Here is a 19,703-nt window from a genome sequence, read left to right on the forward strand (position 1 = left end):
TCGTAACCAGCACGTCACCAATTCCACGCATGTACTCACTTTCCGATTTTGATTTTGATTTGCCGCAATCCCTGATTGCCCAGCACCCGCTGGCCGAGCGCAGCGCGTCCCGTCTGCTGCAGCTCGCTGGCGACACCCCCGTAGACCGCCAGTTTGCCGACATCGTCGCGTTGCTCACCCCCGGCGACCTGCTGGTATTTAACGATACCCGCGTGCTGAAGGCCCGTTTTTTCGGCAACAAGCAGAGCGGCGGCAAGGTCGAAGTACTGATCGAACGCGTGCTTGATGCACGCACCGTGCATGCCCAGATCCGCTCGTCGAAGTCGCCCGTGGCCGGCAGTATCGTGCGCCTGTCGGACGCCTTCGATGTCACCGTCGGTGCGCGCGCCGGCGAGTTTTTCACGCTGAGCTTTCCGTCGGATGTGTTCGAACTGATCGAAACCTATGGCCGTCTGCCGCTGCCGCCGTACATCGACCACGCCGCTGATTCCTTCGATGAAACCCGCTACCAGACTGTCTACGCGCGCACGCCCGGTGCGGTTGCAGCGCCGACCGCCGGCCTGCATTTCGACCAGGCGCTGCTCGACAAATTGACCGAGCACGGCATCCGTTTTGCATTCGTCACGCTGCATGTCGGTGCCGGTACCTTTCAGCCGGTGCGCACCGAAGTGCTGGCCGAGCACGCGATGCACAGCGAGTGGTATACGCTGCCGGCGGCCACCGTCGAGGCAGTGCGCGAAACACGCGCCGCCGGCCGCGACGTGGTGGCGGTGGGCACCACCAGCCTGCGCGCGCTGGAGTCGGCTTCGCAGTCCGGCGAGCTGGTTGCCGGTAGCGCCGACACCCGATTGTTCATCACGCCCGGTTATCGCTTCAAGACCGTCACGCGCCTGATCACCAATTTCCATTTACCCAAGTCGACCCTGCTGATGCTGGTCTCTGCCTTCGCCGGCTACCCGGCGATCCGTGCCGCGTATGCCCACGCGATTGCGCAGCAGTACCGGTTCTTCAGTTACGGCGACGCGATGTTCCTTACCTGTATCGATCATGATTGATTTCAAACTGTTAAAAACCGACGGCCATGCACGACGCGGCCGGATCACGCTCAACCATGGCGTGATCGAAACGCCGATTTTCATGCCGGTCGGGACCTACGGCTCGGTCAAGGCGATGTCGCCGCTCGAACTGCTGGAGATCAATGCGCAGGTCGTGCTGGGCAACACCTTCCACCTGTGGCTGCGGCCCGGCATCGAAGTCATTGCCAAGTTCGGCGGCCTGCATAAATTCATGGGCTGGGACAAGCCTATCCTGACCGACTCGGGCGGCTTCCAGGTCTTTTCGCTGGGTGCGATGCGCAAGATCAGCGAGGAGGGCGTGAAGTTTTCTTCGCCGATCAATGGCGACAAGCTGTTCCTGTCGCCCGAGATTTCGATGCAGATCCAGCGCGCGCTGAACTCCGACATCGTCATGCAGTTCGATGAATGCACGCCCTATGAAATCGACGGCCGTCCGGCCACCGATGCCGAAGCGGCGACGTCAATGCGGATGTCGCTGCGCTGGGCAAAACGTTCGCACAATGAATTCGTCGAGGGCGAAAACCCGAATGCTTTGTTCGGGATTGTGCAAGGCGGCATGTTCGAACACCTGCGCGACGAGTCGCTGGCCGGCCTCAATGAAATCGATTTCGGCGGCATCGCCATCGGCGGCCTGTCGGTCGGCGAACCGAAAGAAGACATGATGCGGGTGCTGGCCCACGTCGGCCCGAAGCTGCCGGCCAACAAGCCGCATTACCTGATGGGCGTCGGCACACCCGAAGATCTGGTGGCCGGCGTGGCCAACGGCATCGACATGTTCGATTGCGTGATGCCGACCCGCAACGCCCGTAACGGCTGGCTATTCACGCGTTTCGGCGACATCAAGATCCGCAACGCCAAGCACAAGGACGACACCCGACCGCTCGACGAGACCTGCAGTTGCTACGCCTGCCGCAATTTCTCGCGGGCCTATCTGCATCACCTGCAGCGCACCGGCGAAATCCTCGGCGCGCGGATGAACACCGTGCACAACCTGCACTATTACCTGCAACTGATGCAGGACATGCGTGACGCCATCGATGCCGGTACCTTCCAGTCCTTCGTTGCGCTATTTCATGCGGAGCGTGCACGCGGCACCTGACAGCGGCAAAGCCGATGCTAGAATGCCGTTCAATTTACGAAACCCTTGGAGCACACCTTGTTCATTACCAACGCTTACGCGCAAAGCCCTCTGGACGGCCTCGGCCTGAGCAGCAACCTGACCAGTTTCCTGCCGATCATCCTGATGTTCGTCGTGCTGTATTTTTTGATGATCCGTCCGCAAATGAAGCGTCAGAAAGAACAGAAGTCGATGATGGACGCGCTGGCCAAGGGCGATGAAGTCGTCACCTCCGGCGGTATCCTCGGCAAAGTGACCAAGGTCACCGACGCCTACCTGACCATCGAAATCGCTGACGGTACCGAAGTACTGGTGCAAAAAGGCGCGGTCTCGACACTGCTGCCAAAAGGCACGATCAAGTCGCTGTAAGTCCTGCATGGCGATGCCTGTTCCGGCGTCGCCATCGCACCGGCCTGTTCCGGCGCTTGCCGCCCATCCCCGAACGCATTCGAACGCCTAATCATGAATCGCTATCCTCTCTGGAAATACCTGATCATCGGGCTCGCGCTGATCTTCGGCGTGATCTACACCGTGCCGAACTTCTTTGGCGAATCGCCTGCCGTACAGATCAGTAGTGGCAAAGCCACCCTCAAGCTCGAAGCCGGCGTGCTCGCCCGCGTACAGGACATCCTGGAAAAAGGTGGCTTGCCATCGACCGGCCTGTATTACGAAGTCAATGGCTCGCAAGGCTCGGTTCGTGCCCGTTTTACCGATCCCGATACCCAGTTCAAGGCCAAGGCCCTGCTGGAAAAAGAACTGAATACCGATCCGACGGACCCGACCTATTTAGTTGCGTTCAACTTGCTGCACAACACCCCGCAATGGCTGCAAAGCCTGCATGCGTTCCCGATGTATCTGGGACTGGACTTGCGCGGTGGCGTGCATTTCCTGTTGCAGGTCGATACCCGGGCGATTCTGGCTAAGCGCCTGCAGGGTTTGCAGAGTGGCGTGCGCTCGACATTGCGCGACAAGAACATCCGCCACAGCGGCATCAGCCGTAACGGCAATGCGATCGAAGTGGCGTATCGCGATGTCGCCACGCGCGACCAGTCGAAAGAAATCCTGGCTTCGCAAATGCCGGACATCCTGCTGACCGATGGTCTCGACGCCGCCAATCCGAAGTTGATCATCACGCTCAAGGAAGCCGCGCTGAAAACGGCGCAGGACGATGCGGTCAATCAGAACATCGCCACGCTCGGCCGTCGCGTCAATGAACTCGGCGTGGCCGAACCGATCATTCAGCGCCAGGGCGCCGACCGTATCGTCGTGCAGTTGCCGGGTGTGCAGGACGTCAGTCGTGCCAAGGACATCATCGGTCGTCAGGCCACGCTGGAAGTACGCATGGTCGATGAGACCGTCACCCGTGGCACCGAAGAAACCGCTGCCGTGCCATTCAATTCCGAGCTGTTCAAGGTCGGCAAGGGCGTGCCGGTCGTGCTCTACAAAGAGCCGATCATTACCGGTGACTACATCTCCAGCGCCAGCGCCAGTTTCGACCAGAATCAGCAACCGGCGGTCGGCATCGACCTCAACGGCGATGGTGGTCGCAAGATGCGCGACGCCACCCGCGGCCAGGTCGGCAAGTCGATGGCCATTGTGCTGTTCGAAAAAGGCAAGGGCGAAGTCCTGACCGTCGCGACGATTCGTGACGAACTCGGTTCGCGCTTCCAGATCACCGGCATGGGTTCACCCGAAGCCGCTGGCGATCTGTCGCTGCTGTTGCGTGCCGGTTCGCTCGCTGCACCGATGGACTTCGTTGAAGAACGCACGATAGGCCCGCAACTCGGTGCCGAGAATATCGCCAAGGGTTTCAATTCGACCAAGTACGGGTTTGCCGCGATTGCCGTCTTCATGGTGATCTATTACATGCTGTTTGGTGTGTTCAGCGTTGTGGCCCTGTCGGTCAACCTGCTGTTGCTGGTGGCGATGCTGTCGACGTTGCAAGCCACGCTGACGCTGCCGGGTATTGCCGCGATTGCGCTGACGCTCGGTATGGCGATCGATGCCAACGTGCTGATCAACGAACGTATTCGTGAAGAACTGCGAAACGGAAACTCACCGCAGGCGGCGATTTCGATCGGATTCGATCGTGCCTGGGCCACCATCATTGACTCGAACGTGACGACGATGATCGCCGGTCTGGCGCTGCTGATCTTCGGTTCCGGACCGATCCGCGGCTTCGCTGTCGTGCATTGCCTGGGTATCCTGACCTCGATCTTTTCGTCGGTGTTCGTATCGCGTGGCCTGGCCAACCTCTGGTATGGCCGTCAGAAAAAACTTACCAGCATCTCGATCGGTACGATCTGGAAGCCGGCGCCAGAAACGAAGGAACTGTAATGGAATTATTCCGCATCAAGAAAACCATCCCGTTCATGCGGCATGCGTTGATCTTCAACGCGATCTCGGCACTGACCTTCGTGCTGGCCGTGTTCTTCCTGTTCCATAACGGCCTGCATTTTTCGATCGAGTTCAAGGGCGGTACGCTCATTGAGGTCAGCTATAAGACGCCGGCCAATATCGAACAGGTGCGCCAGACGGTCGAGTCGCTGGGCTACACCGACAATCAGGTCCAGAGCTTCGGCAAGGCGGAGGATGTCATGATCCGCTTGCCGTCGCTGCCCGGCGTCAATACCGCGCAGCAGAGCAGCAAGGTGCTCGAAGCACTCAAATTGCGCGATGCCGATGTCGAATTGCGCCGCGTCGAGTACGTCGGTCCGCAGGTTGGCGCGGAGCTGGCGCAGAACGGTCTGACGGCGCTGGCAATGGTGATCGTCGGCATCATGATTTACTTGGCGATCCGCTTCGAATGGAAATACGCGGTCTCGGCCATCATCGCCAACCTGCATGACGTGATCATCATCCTGGGCTTCTTCGCGTTCTTCCAGTGGGAGTTCTCGCTGACGGTGCTGGCCGCAGTGCTGGCGGTGCTCGGGTACTCGGTCAATGAATCGGTGGTGGTGTTTGACCGTATCCGCGAAAACTTCCGCACCCAGCGCAAGACCTCGGTGACCGAAGTGATCGACAGCGCAATCACCAGCACGATTTCGCGGACCGTCATCACGCACGGTTCGACCCAGATGATGGTGCTGTCGATGCTGCTGTTCGGCGGTCCGTCGCTGCATTATTTCGCGGTGGCGCTGACGATCGGTATTCTGTTCGGTATCTACTCGTCGGTATTTGTTGCTGCTGCGGTGGCGATGTGGCTGGGTGTGAAGCGCGAAGACCTGATCAAGCCGATCAAGGAAAAAGATGAAACGGGCGGTGCGGTGGTGTAAATCGCTGCGCCTCTGCGGGATTAAAAAAGCCTGCCGGACATCGCTGTCCGGCAGGCTTTTTTGCAGTCGAAAACGGGATGATTAGTCGCAACTAGTAGCCACTAGTAGCGAATTTACAGATCGGTATTTTCGCTACCCATTGTTACCTGTTCAGATCGCCCGCGCCAGCTTCTCTGCAATACCGATGTAATTCGATGGCGTCATCGCCAGCAGCAAGTCCTTGGCATCCTGCGGAATCGCCAGGCCAACGATGAAGTCGCGCAGCGCGTCTTTCGAAATGCCCTTGCCGCGCGTCAGTTCCTTCAATTGCTCATAGGCGTTTTCGACCGCATAGCGGCGCATCACGGTTTGTACCGGCTCGGCCAGTACTTCCCAGGTGGCGTCGAGGTCTTCAGCCAGGCGGGCCGGATTGACTTCGAGCTTGTTGAGGCCGCGCAGGCAGCTGTCATAGGCCAGGATCGTATAGCCGAAGGCGACGCCGATATTGCGCAGCACGGTCGAATCGGTCAGGTCGCGCTGGAAACGCGAGACAGGCAATTTCTCCGACATGTGCTTTAACATCGCATTGGCCAGGCCGAGGTTGCCTTCGGAATTTTCGAAGTCGATCGGGTTGACTTTGTGCGGCATCGTCGACGAACCGATCTCGCCGGCTTTCAGGCGCTGCTTGAAATAGCCGACCGAGATGTAGCCCCACAGGTCGCGGTTCAGGTCGAGCAGGATGGTGTTGGTGCGGGTGATCGCATCGAACAGCTCGGCCATGTAATCGTGCGGTTCGATCTGGATCGTGTACGGGTTGTAGGTCAGGCCCAGGCGCTGCTCGATCACCTCGCGTGAAAAACTCTCCCAGTCAAAGTCCGGATACGCTGACAGATGCGCGTTGTAATTGCCGACTGCACCATTCATCTTGCCAAGGATTTCGACGGCGGCAATGCGCTGTTCGGCACGGCGCAGGCGCGCCACGACGTTGGCAATTTCCTTGCCGAGCGTGGTCGGGCTGGCCGGCTGGCCGTGGGTGCGCGAGAGCATGGGCAGCGCAGCATTGTCGTGCGCCAGAGCGGTCAGCTTGGTAATTACCGCCTGTAGCGCCGGCAGCACGACGTCATTGCGAGCGGCCTTGAGCATCATCCCGTGCGAGGTATTGTTGATGTCTTCGGAGGTGCACGCGAAGTGGATGAACTCGGACGCCGTGACCAGTTCCGGCACATCTTTGACCTGCTCCTTGAGCCAGTATTCGACGGCTTTCACATCGTGATTGGTGACGGCTTCGATGGCCTTGATGCGGGCGGCGTCGGTTTCGCTGAAATCGCTGGCGAGCTTGTCGAGCAGGGCGCTGGCCGCAGGCGAGAACGGCTTGATTTCGCTGAAGCCGGCTTGCGCCAGCGCCTGCAGCCATGAGATCTCGACTTTCACGCGGTGGTGCATGAAGCCGGTTTCGGACAGGATGGGACGCAATGCATCGGTTTTGGCGGCATAACGGCCATCGAGCGGGGACAGGGCGGAAAGAGGTGATAAAGGCATCGGGGGCGCTCGGCTGACGAAAAAGGGAAGCGCGGATTCTACCATCCGCAGCCAATGAGAAATCCGGTTTTGTCAACCGGCACGGCGTACCGCAATGACCACAAGGGCCCGCCGGAACAGCCGGTAGCCGATGCTATAATCCGCCGAAATTCACCCTCTAAGCCTCTATGAAACTCATCGGATCCCTTGCCAGTCCCTACGTGCGAAAAGTGCGTGTCGTGATGGCCGAAAAAAAACTGGATTACGAGTTCGTACTGGAGGACGTCTGGTCAGCCGACAGCACGATTCTTGTGTCGAACCCGCTAGGAAAAGTGCCGTGCCTGATCATGGAAGATGGCAGCGCGATGTTTGATTCACGCGTAATTGTCGAGTACCTCGATACCCTCACGCCGGTCGGCAAGTTGCTGCCGCCACCGGGCCGGGAGCGGGCCGAAGTCAAATGTTGGGAAGCGCTGGCCGACGGCGTGTGCGACGCGGCAGTGCTGGTCCGGCTGGAAAAAACCCAGCGTCCGGAGGCCTTACAAAGTCAAACGTGGGTGGCGCGTCAAAATCTGAAGATGCATGCCGGCCTCAAGGCCATGTCAAGCGGGTTGGCCGACACGGCGTTTTGTGCCGGCAACCAGTACACGCTGGCTGATGTGGCGGTGTGCTGCACCCTGGGCTGGCTGGGGTTTCGCTTTCCTGATATTGACTGGCGGTCTGAGTATCCGAATCTGGCCAGACTGGCCGACAAGGTCGGCGAGCGTGCCTCGTTCAAGGACACGCTGCCGCAGTAACAGTGCTACCCGCAATTGGAGTTGCTGCGTGGCCGGCTTCGCAGCGACGGTCCGGTGATGTCCGCGGTCGACAGGATTGTTGCGTTACTAAATAGAGAAGTTGCCGTTATTTTCATCTCCGAATTGCTTTTTCAGGCGTTCTGCTTCTGATGCGGCTGTTGATTGTTGATTTTGTACGGTTCCTAACTGTCCCGCGCTTTGGTTTGCTAAAGCCATAAACCCGGCAATTCCGGCCTGCATCTCCGCCGTTGTTTTGTCGCCGGGGTTGCCGCCGAGGTTGATTCCGCCGTTGTCGCCGTTGTTCGTGGCGTTGTTGGTTTTGTTGTTGCCGTTGTCGTTGTTGTTCTTGTTGCTAGGCGGGACGGTGCTGTTGTCCTTGTCGACTTTTTTGCCCATAGCGATGCTCCTCGAAAAATAATTTGTCCAGGATTGAACATTATTTTGTGGTGACAGCTCCTCGACAGGTTCCGTCCAAAAAGTGTGGTGCGGCGCGGCATGCGCTACCGGATGCTCCGGCTCCCCCTGCCGTCGCACCCATCCTCAAGTCAGCGAGCTCGCAATAATCCCGCCGCCGAGGCAGACATCACCCCGATACAGCACCGCCGATTGCCCCGGCGTGACGGCCCACTGACTGGCATCGAAGGCCAGTTGTATCCGTTGCGCATCCACCATCCCGACATGGCAAGGCACGTCCGCCTGGCGATAGCGCGTCTTGGCCGACAACTGCCCGTCATCGGGTGGAGCACCGGCGACCCAGCTCAGCTGATCGGCTTCCAGGCTGGCCGATAGCAGCCACGGATGGTCATGGCCCTGCACCACATACAGCGTATTGGACGCAATATCCTTGCGTGCGACGTACCAGGCATCGCTGCTGCCGTCGGCATTCTGGTGCGCCTTGATGCCGCCTATACCTATGCCCTTGCGTTGTCCCAGCGTATAAAAACTCAGGCCGACGTGTTCACCGATGGTGTCGCCTTCCGGCGTTTTCATCGGGCCTGGCTGGTACGACAGGTAGCGGTTCAGGAATTCGCGGAACGGCCGTTCGCCGATAAAGCAGATGCCGGTCGAGTCTTTCTTGGCCGCGTTCGGCAAGCCGAGCTGTTCGGCCATCTTGCGTACTTCGGTCTTGCGGATGTCACCGAGCGGGAACAGCGTCTTCGAGAGCTGGGCCTGGTTCAGCCGGTGCAAAAAGTAACTCTGGTCTTTGGTGTGGTCGATTGCCTTGAGCAACTCATAGCGTCCGGCGTCGGTGCTTGACTCGCGCACGCGGGCATAGTGGCCGGTGGCGATCAGGTCGGCGCCGAGGTGCATCGCATGGTCGAGGAAGGCCTTGAACTTGATTTCGGCATTGCACAGCACATCCGGATTCGGCGTGCGGCCGGCCTGGTATTCGCGCAGGAATTCGGCAAACACGCGGTCCTTGTATTCGGCAGAAAAATTGACTGCTTCGATATCGATGCCCAGCACATCGGCCACGCTGACTGCATCGATCCAGTCCTGCCGGGTCGAGCAATACGCGGCATCGGCGTCGTCATCGTCTTCCCAGTTCTTCATGAACAGGCCGATCACTTCGTAGCCCTGTTCCTTCAGCAATGCCGCCGATACCGACGAATCAACACCGCCCGACAACCCGATCACTACTTTCTTTTTGCTCATTGCGTACTACCCATCTGTGTTCAGAAAATCGAGGGAGCACTGTACAGCATCGACAGCGGAATGCGTTTGCCGGCCAGATAATCGTCGACGCACAGCAGGACGATGTCGCTGCGATGCGTTGCACGCGTGGCGACCAGTTCGTCGTAGGACATCCAGAGCGTGCGGAGGATGCCGTGGTCCAGCGGCTGATCGTGGACCGCGCCGGCATCGCCACAAAACGTGAAGCGCAGATAGGTCACATCGATGCCGCTACGCACCGACAAGTAGCGCGCCATATAAAAACCGACCAGTGCGGTCGGGATAAAATCGTGGGCGGTTTCTTCCAGGGTTTCGCGGATCACGGCCTGCTCCAGCGATTCACGCGGATCGAGATGCCCGGCCGGCTGATTGAAGCGGATGCCATCGCTGGTCTCTTCTTCGACCATCAGGAACTTGCCATTGCGCTCGACAATTGCAGCAACGGTGACGGATGGTTTCCATAGTTCGGACATAGGTTCCCCTGAAAGTGGCGTCATTTTACCGTGCCATTTCAGCGTAATGGTGGCGTTTCAGTTGCCACTATTGGTGAATAGTCTTGTTCTGTTACTGTGCGTCGGGTCAAGCTGGTTTGATCAGGAGCAAGTTTTTTTAGCAAGCATTTGGTGAATCATGAAAAAAACGGCAAAATCAGCTACCTTTTTTTCATCTGAACGCCTCCTACAACAATCAACAACAAGGAACATCCCATGAAAATCGGCCTACCCGCCGAAACGCGGCCAGGAGAAACCCGCGTTGCCGCGACCCCTGACACGATCAAGAAACTGATCGCCGCTAAACACACGGTGATCGTGCAAGCCGGCGCCGGCGTGCTCGCCAGCGTCACCGACGAGGCCTATGTCGCCGCCGGTGCCACCATCGGTAGCGCCGCCGACGCGTTCGCTGCAGCGATGGTCCTCAAGGTGCGTGCACCGAGCGCCGATGAATTGCCGCTGCTGGCTTCCGGTACCGTCGTCATCGGCATGCTCAATCCGTTCGATACCGACAATACGGCGGCGATGGCCGCGCATGGCCTGACAGCGTTTGCGCTCGAAGCCGCGCCGCGTATCACCCGCGCCCAATCGATGGACGTGCTGTCCTCGCAAGCCAACATCGCCGGCTACAAGGCCGTGCTGCTGGCGGCGAACACGTATCAGCGCTTCATGCCGATGCTGATGACTGCCGCCGGCACCGTCAAGGCGGCACGGATACTGATCATGGGCGTCGGCGTGGCCGGCCTGCAGGCGATCGCGACCGCCAAGCGTCTCGGTGCGGTTATCGAAGCATCGGATGTGCGTCCGTCGGTCAAGGAACAGGTCGAGTCGCTCGGTGCAAAATTCCTCGACGTGCCTTACCTCACCGATGAAGAAAAAGAGATTGCCGAAGGCACCGGCGGCTACGCCCGCGCGATGCCGGCCGACTGGATGCGCCGTCAGGCCGAGCTGGTCCATGAACGCGCCAAACTGGCCGACATCATCATCACCACCGCGCTGATTCCGGGCCGCAAGGCGCCACTCCTGATCATCGAAGACACCGTCAAGGCAATGAAGCCCGGCTCGGTGATTGTCGATATGGCCGTCGAGCAAGGCGGCAATTGTCCGCTGTCCGAACTTGGCAAGACCGTCACCAAATATGGCGTGCACATCATCGGCGAGCCGAATCTGGCAACGCTGCTGGCGGCGGACGCATCGGCACTGTACGCGCGTAACGTGCTCGACTTCCTCAAGCTCATCGTCGATGCCGACGGCGCGCTGGCGATCAATCGCGACGAGGAAATCGTCGCCGCCACGCTGCTGTGTTCCGGTGGCGAAGTGCTGCGTAAATAAACCACCAAGAATCGAGGACATCATGGAAGTCAGCCACACCATCATCAACCTGATCATTTTCGTACTGGCGATTTACGTCGGCTACCACGTGGTCTGGACCGTTACTCCCGCGTTGCATACGCCGCTGATGGCGGTCACGAATGCGATCTCGGCCATCATCATCGTCGGCGCGATGCTCGCTGCCGGACTCACCGAAGGCCGTCTCGGCCAGGTCATGGGCACGCTTGCCGTGGCGCTGGCGGCAGTCAATGTTTTCGGCGGTTTTCTGGTGACGCAGCGCATGCTCGAAATGTTCAAGAAAAAAGAACCGAAGGTCGCCAAGGCGCCGGTTGAAGGAAGCAAGCCATGAGCATGAATCTCGTCACACTGCTGTATCTGATCGCCTCGGTCTGCTTCATCCAGGCCCTCAAAGGCTTGTCGCACCCGTCGACGGCGCGGCGCGGCAATGCCTTTGGCATGGGCGGCATGGCGCTGGCGATCGTCACGACGATTGCGCTGATCATCAAGCTCAAATCGGAGGCGATGGGCGCGCCGCTGGGCTACGGTCTCGTCATCTTCGGCGTGGTGGTCGGGGGCGGCATCGGTGCCTATCTGGCGCGCACCGTCGAGATGACCAAGATGCCCGAACTGGTCGCGGCGATGCACTCGCTGATCGGTCTGGCTGCGGTCTGTATTGCCGTGGCTGCCGTGTCGGAGCCGTGGGCCTTCAACATCGCTGCGCATGATGTTGCAATCCCGTTCGGTAACCGGCTTGAACTGTTCATCGGCACCTTCGTCGGCGCGATCACGTTCTCGGGGTCGGTCATCGCGTTTGGCAAGCTGTCGGGCAAATACAAGTTCCGTTTGTTCCAGGGCCAGCCGGTCAGCTTTCAGGGCCAGCACTTCCTGAACCTGGCGCTGGCGATCCTGATGGTCGGCTTCGGCCTGATCTTCTGCTTCGCGCCGGGCACCGAACCGGCCTGGACCGCGTTCGTGCTGATGGCCATCATCGCCTTCGTGCTCGGCGTGCTGATCATCATCCCGATCGGCGGCGCGGACATGCCGGTGGTGGTCTCGATGCTCAACAGCTACTCGGGTTGGGCGGCTGCCGGGATTGGTTTTTCGCTGAACAATTCGATGTTGATTATTGCGGGTTCGCTGGTCGGTTCGAGTGGTGCGATCCTGTCGTACATCATGTGCAAGGCGATGAACCGTTCGTTCTTCAACGTCATACTCGGCGGTTTTGGCGGTGATCCTGCTGCTGCTGCGGTGGGTTCACAAGCGGCGCGGCCGGTCAAATCCGGCTCGGCAGACGATGCCGCATTCCTGATGAGTAACGCCGAGACCGTCATCATCGTGCCGGGTTACGGCCTGGCGGTAGCGCGCGCTCAGCATGCACTGAAAGAGCTGACCGAAAAGCTGACCAAAAAAGGCGTACTCGTCAAATATGCGATCCATCCGGTGGCCGGGCGCATGCCGGGACACATGAACGTGCTGCTGGCCGAAGCCGAAGTCCCGTACGACCAGGTCTTTGAAATGGAAGACATCAATGGCGAATTCGCGCAAGCCGACGTGGTGCTGGTGCTAGGTGCCAACGACGTCGTCAACCCGGCTGCAAAAGATCCGAAGTCATCGATTGCCGGTATGCCGATTCTCGAGGTCTACAAAGCCAAGACGGTCATCGTCAACAAGCGTTCGATGGCCTCGGGTTATGCCGGGCTGGACAACGAACTGTTCTACATGGACAAGACGATGATGGTGTTTGGCGATGCGAAGAAGGTCATCGAAGAGATGGTGAAGGCCGTCGAATAAGTCGTAGCGTGGGCGCGCGTGCCCACGCCAGCGTCCCACAGCACCCACTCGGCCTGCATCAGTCAGGCCGTTTTTTTGCGCTACCGCTGCCCGTACATCATCTGCTGCGCCAGCACCTTGCGTGCCGGCGCCACCGCATCCATCAGCCCCAGCGACAATCCCAGCAACCCTTGCGTGAGCGTGCCCTCGGGCGCACTGGCAAAGACGCGCGCCATCGCATCAGTAACGCGGATGGTCATGCCACGATCGCGGCTACGCTGTGCGTGGAATGCGCTCAGCGCAGCGGGACTGATATCGCCGGCCAGCAATCTGGCCAACACCATCGCATCGCGCAGTCCCAGATTCAATCCCTGCCCGGCGACCGGATGCAGCGTCTGTGCGGCATTGCCGATGGCGATCGTGCGGGCGGTCGGGGCGACATGCGCGTTCAGGCCGAGCGGGTACACGAAGCGCGGCTTGCAGTCGAGGAAGCGGCCGACGCGGCCGCCAAACAGCGCTTCGAGTTCGACCAGGAAAGCGGCATCGTCAAGCGCCATCAGGCGCGCGGCAGTCGCGGTCTGTACGCACCAGACCACGGCATAACCGTCGTCTTGTGGCAGCAGCGCCAGCGGACCTTCGGAAGTGAACCGTTCGAAGGCGCGCTGCATCAGCGGTGCGCTGGTCGTCACATGCGTGACGATGGCGCTTTGCTGATAATCGCGATGCAGCGTGCGCGCCGGCTGCTGGGCAAACACGCCGCCTTCGGCCTGGATCAGCACGGCGCTGGTGCAACTGCTGCCATCGTCGAAGTGCAACGTGACATGGTCGGCCTGCTCTTGCGTGGTGCTGACCTGCAGCGGCCGGCGTACGGTGATACCGGCCTGCGCGGTCGCGGTGGCCAAGGCCGACACCAGTGCACCGTAGCGGGTGACGTAGCCCAGCGCCGGCAAGTCGTAATCGGCACGGTCAAGCAGCGTGCGGCCGAAATGGCCGCGCCGCGAGACATGGATCTGCGAGATGGCCTGCGCCGGTACCGGCCACGCACCAACTTGCTGAAGGATTTGGCGGCTGCCGTACGACAGCGCGATCGAGCGCGGATCGGCGGCCGATTGCACGGCGGTCTTCGCATCGACCAGCGCGATGCGTTCCGGTGCCATGCCGCGCTGGACCAGCAAGCCAGCCAGCACCAGTCCGACCGGACCGGCACCGCAAATGGCGATATCGACGTCGGTCTGCATCATGCGTTACGCATCATGGCTTCGATGTCGGCAATGGTTTTGGGCGCGTCGCTGCTCATGACTTCGGCACCACCGGCGGTGACTGCGATATCGTCCTCGATGCGGATGCCGATGTTCCAGTACTGCTCGGGAATGCCGGGTGCCGGGCGCACGTAGATGCCCGGCTCGACTGTCAGCGTCATGCCGGGATGCAGGATGCGCCACGGCTTGTCGCCGCCGGCGGTCGTGGTGTCGTTGACTTCGCGGTATTCGCCGACATCGTGCACGTCCATGCCGAGCCAATGGCCGGTGCGGTGCATATAGAACTGCCGGTAGTCGCCATTGGTGATGACGTCGTCGAGCGTGCCGACCTTGTCGGCATCAAGCAGGCCGGTATCCAGCATGCCTTGCGACAGGATGCGTACCGCCGCGTCGTGGCCGTCCATGAAGCGCTTGCCGGGCCCGATGGCGGCAATAGCCGCGTGCTGCGCGGCCAGCACCAGCGCATACAGGGTCGCTTGTGCGGGCGTGAAGGTGCCGTTGGCCGGAAAGGTGCGGGTGATGTCGGAGGCGTAGCCATCGAGTTCGCAACCGGCATCGATGAGCACCAGGTCGCCATCCTGCAGGATCGTGGCGCCGGCGCGGTAATGCAGCACGCAGGCATTCGCGCCGGTGGCGACAATCGAGGTGTAGGCGGGAAAGTCCGAGCCGTGATTGCGGAACTCATGCAGCAGTTCGGCGTCGATCTGGTACTCGTGCAGGCCGGGCCTGGCCATGCGCATCGCCCGTGCGTGGGCTTCGGCCGAGACCGTCGCGGCGCGGCGCATGATGGCCAGTTCGGAATCATCCTTGATCAATCGCATTTCATTGAGCAGGCAGCTGACATCGTGTGCCGACGACGGTGCGGTGATGCCGGCACGTGACTGGGTACGGACTTTTTTCAGCCAGCCCCGGACTTGCGCATCGAGCGCGGCGTTGCTGCCCAGCGCGTAGAACAGCGCCGGTTCGTCGGCCAGCAGTTTCGGCAGGATCGCATCGAGCGCATCGATAGGAAAGGCAGCGTCGAAACCGAAGGCTTCGCGTGCACCCTCGGGGCCGTGGCGAAAACCTTCCCAGATTTCGCGCTCGGTATTTTTTTCGCGGCAAAACAGGATGGACTGGGTTTTTTTGCCGGCGACCAGCACGATGACGGCTTCCGGCTCGGCAAAACCGGACAGGTAGTAGAACGTGCTGTCATGCCGGTACGGGTATTCGGCATCGCTGTTGCGGTGCTGTTCCGGCGCCGTCGGGATGATGGCTACGCCGCCTCCGCGTGCCTGCATTTGTGCGATCAGGCTGGCGCGACGGGCGGCGTAGGGACTCATGGTTGTTTGCTTTCGGTAAGGGGGCGGTTCAATTGGGCCAGACGCTCGGGGGTGCCGACGTCAGTCCAGTCGCCACGATACACCTCTCCGCCGATTTGTCCGCGTGCTGCAAATTCGCGCAGCAACGGGGCCAGTTTGGCCGGTGTGCCGGCGATGATGGTCGCGAATAATTCCGGCCGGTAGACGCCGATACCCGAAAAAGTAAAGCGCGGCATGCCGTCATTGTTGACCGCAAACGTGGTCAGGCCGAAGTCGCCGTCGGGCACGTGCGGCGGATTTTTAACCAGGTAGATCCAGCCGATATCACGCTGGTCGGCAGGATACGGGTTGCCCCACATGTCGGCATCGACCAGCGCCGACTTGACTTGTTCGAAATCGAAATGCGGGCAATAGATATCGCCATTGACGACCACGAAGGGCGCATCGCCCAGCAGCGGCAGCGCCTGCGCAATGCCGCCGGCGGTGTCGAGTGCCGTGGCTTCGGCCGAGTACTGCAGCGTCGCGCCGAACTGGCTGCCATCGCCCAGCGTGTCGACCAGTTGCTGGCCCAGGTGGGCGTGGTTGATGACGATCTCGGTGATGCCGGCACGGACCAGGTTGAGAATGTGCCAGACGATCAGCGGACGGCCGCGGACTTTGAGCAGCGGTTTCGGGCAGGTGTCGGTGAGCGGACGCATCCGCTCGCCGCGACCGGCGGCAAGGATCATGGCTTTCATGCAGCAGATTTCCGGTAAGAGGTGGACATCAGAATGTATAGCCGACCGACGGTGCCTTGTCTTCGAGTGCATCGAGCAGCACGATCAGCGGTGCCAGCACCTTGTAGCGGCCGGCGACCTTGCGGGTGTAGCGCAGTACCAGCGGCAAGTCCTTCAGGTACGCATCCTTGCCATCGCGGTGCGACAAGCGGGCGAAAATCCCGAGCACTTTCAGGTGCCGCTGCAAGCCCATGAATTCGAAGTCGCGGTAGAACGCATCGATATCAGGATTGACCGGCAGGCCGGCGCGCTTGGCGCGTTCCCAGTAGCGGATGGCCCAGTCGAGTACTTGTTCTTCATCCCATTCGATGTAGGCATCGCGCAGCAGCGACACCAGATCGTAGGTGATCGGTCCGTACACCGCATCCTGAAAATCGAGGATGCCCGGATTGCCGGCCGGCAGCACCATCAGATTGCGGGCATGGTAATCGCGGTGCACGTAGACCTGCGGTTGCGCCAGGTTGTTGGCCAGCAGCGCATCGAAGACGCCATCAAGCGACTTGCGCTGGGCGTCCGTCAGCGTCACACCGAGGTGCTTGCTGACATACCAGTCGGGGAATAGCATCAGCTCGCGCTGCAGCAGCGCGCGGTCGTAATCGGGCAGCACACCGGGCTGGCTGTGCATCTGGATCTGCACGAGGGCATCGATGGCATCGAGGTACAGCGCGGGTGCCGTGCCGGCGCCGAGCTGCTGCAAATAGGTGGTCGCGCCGAGGTCATCGAGCAGCAGGAAACCTTGTTCGACATCCTGTGCCAGCACTGCCGGCACCGACACGCCGGTGGTGCCGAACAGGGCGGCGACCGCGACGAAGGGCCGGACATCTTCCTGCGGCGGTGGCGCATCCATCACGATGGCGCTGCTGCCATCGTCGAGATCAACCCGGAAGTAGCGGCGAAAACTGGCATCGGCCGAGGCCGGGCGGAGGCTGTCGATGCGGATGCCGGAAGGCAGGCTGGCGAGCCAGAGTTTTAAATTGGTCAAACGAAGATCAGTTGGCATAGGCAAAGGCAGGAAGCGGTCCGGGGAATCCGGTTAGGAGGGAATGAGTTCCCCTATAATAAGTGATTCAATTTAAAAAATCGCCTGCCACGGTGGTCACTCCCCAATTTCATGATCCGGTTCCCTGTCCTGTCCCCGACGCAGCGCCTGCTTCGCATTCTGACCGCTGTGGTCGCTGCGGCAGCCTTGCCGAATACCGTGCTGGCCCAGAGCGCGTCCAAGTCCAAGTCCGTACAGCAGAGTGATCGCGAAGCACCGGCCGAGATCAGCGCCGAGAGCATGACGGGCCGACCCGATCGCGAACTCGATCTGGCCAACAAGGTCGAGATCGTGCGCGGCGTCACGACAATCAACTCGGACAAGGCCCAGTACCACGTCGTCGAAGACGAAGTCGAAGCCAGCGGGAATGTGCGCATGCAGCGCGTCGAGGATGTCTATACCGGCGACGAGCTCAGGCTCAACATGGATGCCGGCGTCGGCTATGTGACCAATCCGACCTATCGCCTCGAGCGCACCAAAGGACAGGGCAGCGGCAAGCGCATCAACTTCGAATCCGAAACCGAAGCCACCGTCATCGATGGCACCTACAGCACCTGCGAGGGGCCGAATCCGGACTGGTACCTGCAGTCCGGCACCCTCAATCTCGATACCGCGCGCGACATCGGCCTGGCCCGCAACAGCGTCGTGTACTTCAAGGGCGTGCCCATACTCGGCGCGCCGGCGATGTCGTTCCCGCTATCGAGCGCGCGCAAGTCGGGCGTGCTGCCGCCGACCATCGGTGCGACCAACCGTGGTGGTCTCGAAGTCATGGTGCCGTATTACTTCAACATCGCACCGAATCGCGACCTGACCATTTATCCGAACATCATTGCGCAGCGCGGTTTGCAGCTGGGTGCGGTGGCGCGGTATCTCGATCCGGCGTATGCGGGCGAGACCAAGCTCGAAGGTTTGCTCAAGGACAAACTGACCGGCGCCGACCGCTGGTCCGTGTCATCCATCCATACGCAAACGCTGCGTCCCGGACTGACACTGAACTGGAATATCAACGCCGCGTCCGACAATGATTATCCGAGTGATTTCTCGCGCACCCTGACCACCGCGCAGCAACGCCTGCTGTTGCGCGACCTGAGCTTGAGTTACGGCCAGCCGTACTGGACTCTCACGGCGCGCGCCAGCAATTACCAGGTGCTGCAGGATCCGCTGGCACCGATCGGCCGTCCATATGACCGCTTGCCGCAAATTACCTTTGCGTCGGCGCGTCCCGATGTTGCCGGTTTCGATCTGGCTTTCGATTCGGATCTGACCCGCTTCGCCCATCCGACGCTGCAGCAGGGCGATCGTCTTTTTGTCAGCCCGAAGGTCTCGTATCCGCTCATCGAGCCGGGATTTTTCATCACGCCAAAACTGTCGTTCCACGCAACCCGCTACCAACTGCGCGACAGCGGTAACGGCGTCACGCCGGGCGCCGAGACCTCGCCGCAGCGGGCCATCCCGACCGCATCGCTCGACAGCGGCATGGTGTTCGAACGCGATGCCCGTTTCTTTGGCCGCGACATGACCCAGACGCTGGAGCCGCGCCTGTTCTATGTCTACACGCCGTACCGCGATCAGTCGATGCTGCCTAATTTTGACAGCGGGCTGGCTGACCTGAGTTTTACGCAGTTGTTCAGCGAAAACCGCTTCGTCGGCAATGACCGCATTGGCGACGCCAACCAGGTCACGGCGGCAGTGACCACACGTTTTCTGGAAGAGTCGGGTGCCGAGCGGGCCCGGATTGCATTGGGCCAGCGCTATTATTTTTCCGATCAGCGTGTTGCGCTGGGCAGCGTTCCCAATCAAAGCCGTTCCGATTTGCTGCTGTCGGCCAGCGGCCGTCTGAGCCAGTCGTTTTCGGCCGAAACCAATCTGCAATACAGCCAGACCCAGGGCGTGCTCAACCGCGCCAACGCCGGTATCAAATACCAGCCCGGGCCGATGAAGGTGCTGAATCTGGCTTACCGGCAGGACTTGCCGAACAATCTCGAAAAATCATTCGATGCCTCGGCGCAGTGGCCGTTTGCCAGTCGCTGGTATGGTGTGGGGCGTTTGAACTATTCACTGACCACCAGCAAGATCGCCGAAGGCTTGCTCGGGGTCGAATACAAGGCTGATTGCTGGGTGTTTCGCGTCGTTGCGCAGCGCACCCCGACGGCGACATCGCAGGCCACCTCGGCATTATTTTTCCAGCTTGAATTAAACGGGTTGTCCAAACTGGGGTCGAACCCGCTGCAAGCCTTGCGCACCAGCGTGCCGGGCTATCAGAACGTCAACCAGACTTCCTCCTATTTACCATGACCAC

18 protein-coding genes are annotated in these 19,703 nt (G+C 60.4%); 10 read left to right on the forward strand and 8 right to left on the reverse strand.

Annotation, left to right across the window (positions count from 1 at the left end; translation table 11 throughout):
• Window positions 1–29 precede the first annotated feature (29 nt).
• The 5 genes from queA (at window position 30) to secF (ending at window position 5,468) form a co-directional block, all read left to right on the forward strand.
• Complete coding sequence (gene queA, locus RHM62_RS05280) at window positions 30–1,055, forward strand: tRNA preQ1(34) S-adenosylmethionine ribosyltransferase-isomerase QueA (protein ID WP_322124505.1); 1,026 nt, start codon at window positions 30–32, stop codon at window positions 1,053–1,055.
• Window positions 1,048–2,175: a tRNA guanosine(34) transglycosylase Tgt gene (gene tgt, locus RHM62_RS05285; protein ID WP_322124506.1), complete on the forward strand. Its 1,128-nt coding sequence runs from the start codon at window positions 1,048–1,050 to the stop codon at window positions 2,173–2,175. The genes queA and tgt overlap by 8 nt, the downstream gene beginning before the upstream one ends.
• A gap of 57 nt (window positions 2,176–2,232) precedes the next feature.
• Complete coding sequence (gene yajC, locus RHM62_RS05290) at window positions 2,233–2,562, forward strand: preprotein translocase subunit YajC (protein ID WP_322124507.1); 330 nt, start codon at window positions 2,233–2,235, stop codon at window positions 2,560–2,562.
• A 93-nt stretch (window positions 2,563–2,655) separates the two neighbouring features.
• Window positions 2,656–4,530, forward strand: a complete 1,875-nt coding sequence (gene secD, locus RHM62_RS05295; RefSeq protein ID WP_322124508.1) for a protein translocase subunit SecD — start codon at window positions 2,656–2,658, stop codon at window positions 4,528–4,530.
• A complete protein-coding gene (secF, locus tag RHM62_RS05300; protein ID WP_322124509.1) occupies window positions 4,530–5,468 on the forward strand; it encodes a protein translocase subunit SecF in 939 nt (312 codons plus the stop codon). The genes secD and secF overlap by 1 nt, the downstream gene beginning before the upstream one ends.
• Before the next feature lie 150 nt (window positions 5,469–5,618).
• Here the strand turns inward: secF and purB are convergent, their stop codons facing one another.
• A complete protein-coding gene (purB, locus tag RHM62_RS05305; protein WP_322124510.1) occupies window positions 5,619–6,986 on the reverse strand; it encodes an adenylosuccinate lyase in 1,368 nt (455 codons plus the stop codon).
• A gap of 167 nt (window positions 6,987–7,153) precedes the next feature.
• Here purB and RHM62_RS05310 point away from each other — a divergent pair, with 167 nt between their 5' ends.
• Window positions 7,154–7,762, forward strand: coding sequence for a glutathione S-transferase N-terminal domain-containing protein (locus RHM62_RS05310; RefSeq protein WP_322124511.1), 609 nt, complete (start codon window positions 7,154–7,156; stop codon window positions 7,760–7,762).
• 87 nt (window positions 7,763–7,849) lie between these two features.
• Here RHM62_RS05310 and RHM62_RS05315 read toward each other — a convergent pair whose 3' ends face one another.
• The 3 genes from RHM62_RS05315 to RHM62_RS05325 all read right to left on the reverse strand — a co-directional run bounded on the left by RHM62_RS05315 (window position 7,850) and on the right by RHM62_RS05325 (window position 9,909).
• Window positions 7,850–8,158 carry a hypothetical protein gene (locus RHM62_RS05315; RefSeq protein ID WP_322124512.1) on the reverse strand — a complete coding sequence of 103 codons (309 nt, stop codon included), beginning with the start codon at window positions 8,156–8,158 and terminating at the stop codon, window positions 7,850–7,852.
• Window positions 8,159–8,302: 144 nt separating this feature from the next.
• Window positions 8,303–9,418 carry a tRNA 2-thiouridine(34) synthase MnmA gene (mnmA, locus tag RHM62_RS05320; RefSeq protein ID WP_322124513.1) on the reverse strand — a complete coding sequence of 372 codons (1,116 nt, stop codon included), beginning with the start codon at window positions 9,416–9,418 and terminating at the stop codon, window positions 8,303–8,305.
• A 20-nt stretch (window positions 9,419–9,438) separates the two neighbouring features.
• Entirely contained in the window at window positions 9,439–9,909 is a 471-nt protein-coding gene (locus RHM62_RS05325) for an NUDIX hydrolase (RefSeq protein WP_322124514.1), read from the reverse strand.
• 234 nt (window positions 9,910–10,143) lie between these two features.
• Between RHM62_RS05325 and RHM62_RS05330 the strand changes: the two genes are divergently transcribed.
• Genes RHM62_RS05330 through RHM62_RS05340 form a run of 3 tightly spaced genes read left to right on the forward strand, consistent with a single transcriptional unit; the run spans window position 10,144 to window position 13,050 of the window.
• Entirely contained in the window at window positions 10,144–11,259 is a 1,116-nt protein-coding gene (locus RHM62_RS05330; protein WP_322124515.1) for a Re/Si-specific NAD(P)(+) transhydrogenase subunit alpha, read from the forward strand.
• 22 nt (window positions 11,260–11,281) lie between these two features.
• The gene (locus RHM62_RS05335; protein ID WP_322124516.1) at window positions 11,282–11,608 is read left to right on the forward strand and encodes an NAD(P) transhydrogenase subunit alpha; all 327 of its coding nucleotides are present in this window, start codon (window positions 11,282–11,284) and stop codon (window positions 11,606–11,608) included.
• Window positions 11,605–13,050, forward strand: a complete 1,446-nt coding sequence (locus RHM62_RS05340) for an NAD(P)(+) transhydrogenase (Re/Si-specific) subunit beta (protein WP_322124517.1) — start codon at window positions 11,605–11,607, stop codon at window positions 13,048–13,050. Before RHM62_RS05335 ends, RHM62_RS05340 begins: the two co-directional genes overlap by 4 nt.
• Window positions 13,051–13,130: 80 nt before the next feature.
• Here the strand turns inward: RHM62_RS05340 and RHM62_RS05345 are convergent, their stop codons facing one another.
• Genes RHM62_RS05345 through RHM62_RS05360 form a run of 4 tightly spaced genes read right to left on the reverse strand, consistent with a single transcriptional unit; the run spans window position 13,131 to window position 17,365 of the window.
• Window positions 13,131–14,270 (reverse strand): FAD-dependent monooxygenase, encoded by a 1,140-nt coding sequence (locus tag RHM62_RS05345; protein WP_322124518.1) that lies wholly within the window; start codon window positions 14,268–14,270, stop codon window positions 13,131–13,133.
• A complete protein-coding gene (locus RHM62_RS05350; protein ID WP_322124519.1) occupies window positions 14,267–15,610 on the reverse strand; it encodes an aminopeptidase P N-terminal domain-containing protein in 1,344 nt (447 codons plus the stop codon). Before RHM62_RS05350 ends, RHM62_RS05345 begins: the two co-directional genes overlap by 4 nt.
• A complete protein-coding gene (gene murU / locus RHM62_RS05355; protein WP_322124520.1) occupies window positions 15,607–16,326 on the reverse strand; it encodes an N-acetylmuramate alpha-1-phosphate uridylyltransferase MurU in 720 nt (239 codons plus the stop codon). Before murU ends, RHM62_RS05350 begins: the two co-directional genes overlap by 4 nt.
• Before the next feature lie 28 nt (window positions 16,327–16,354).
• The gene (locus tag RHM62_RS05360) at window positions 16,355–17,365 is read right to left on the reverse strand and encodes an aminoglycoside phosphotransferase family protein (protein ID WP_322124521.1); all 1,011 of its coding nucleotides are present in this window, start codon (window positions 17,363–17,365) and stop codon (window positions 16,355–16,357) included.
• Window positions 17,366–17,476: 111 nt separating this feature from the next.
• Here RHM62_RS05360 and RHM62_RS05365 point away from each other — a divergent pair, with 111 nt between their 5' ends.
• Entirely contained in the window at window positions 17,477–19,699 is a 2,223-nt protein-coding gene (locus tag RHM62_RS05365; protein WP_322124522.1) for an LPS-assembly protein LptD, read from the forward strand.
• Window positions 19,700–19,703 lie beyond the last annotated feature (4 nt).

Source organism: Actimicrobium sp. CCC2.4, assembly GCF_034347385.1.
Classification (GTDB): domain Bacteria; phylum Pseudomonadota; class Gammaproteobacteria; order Burkholderiales; family Burkholderiaceae_D; genus Actimicrobium.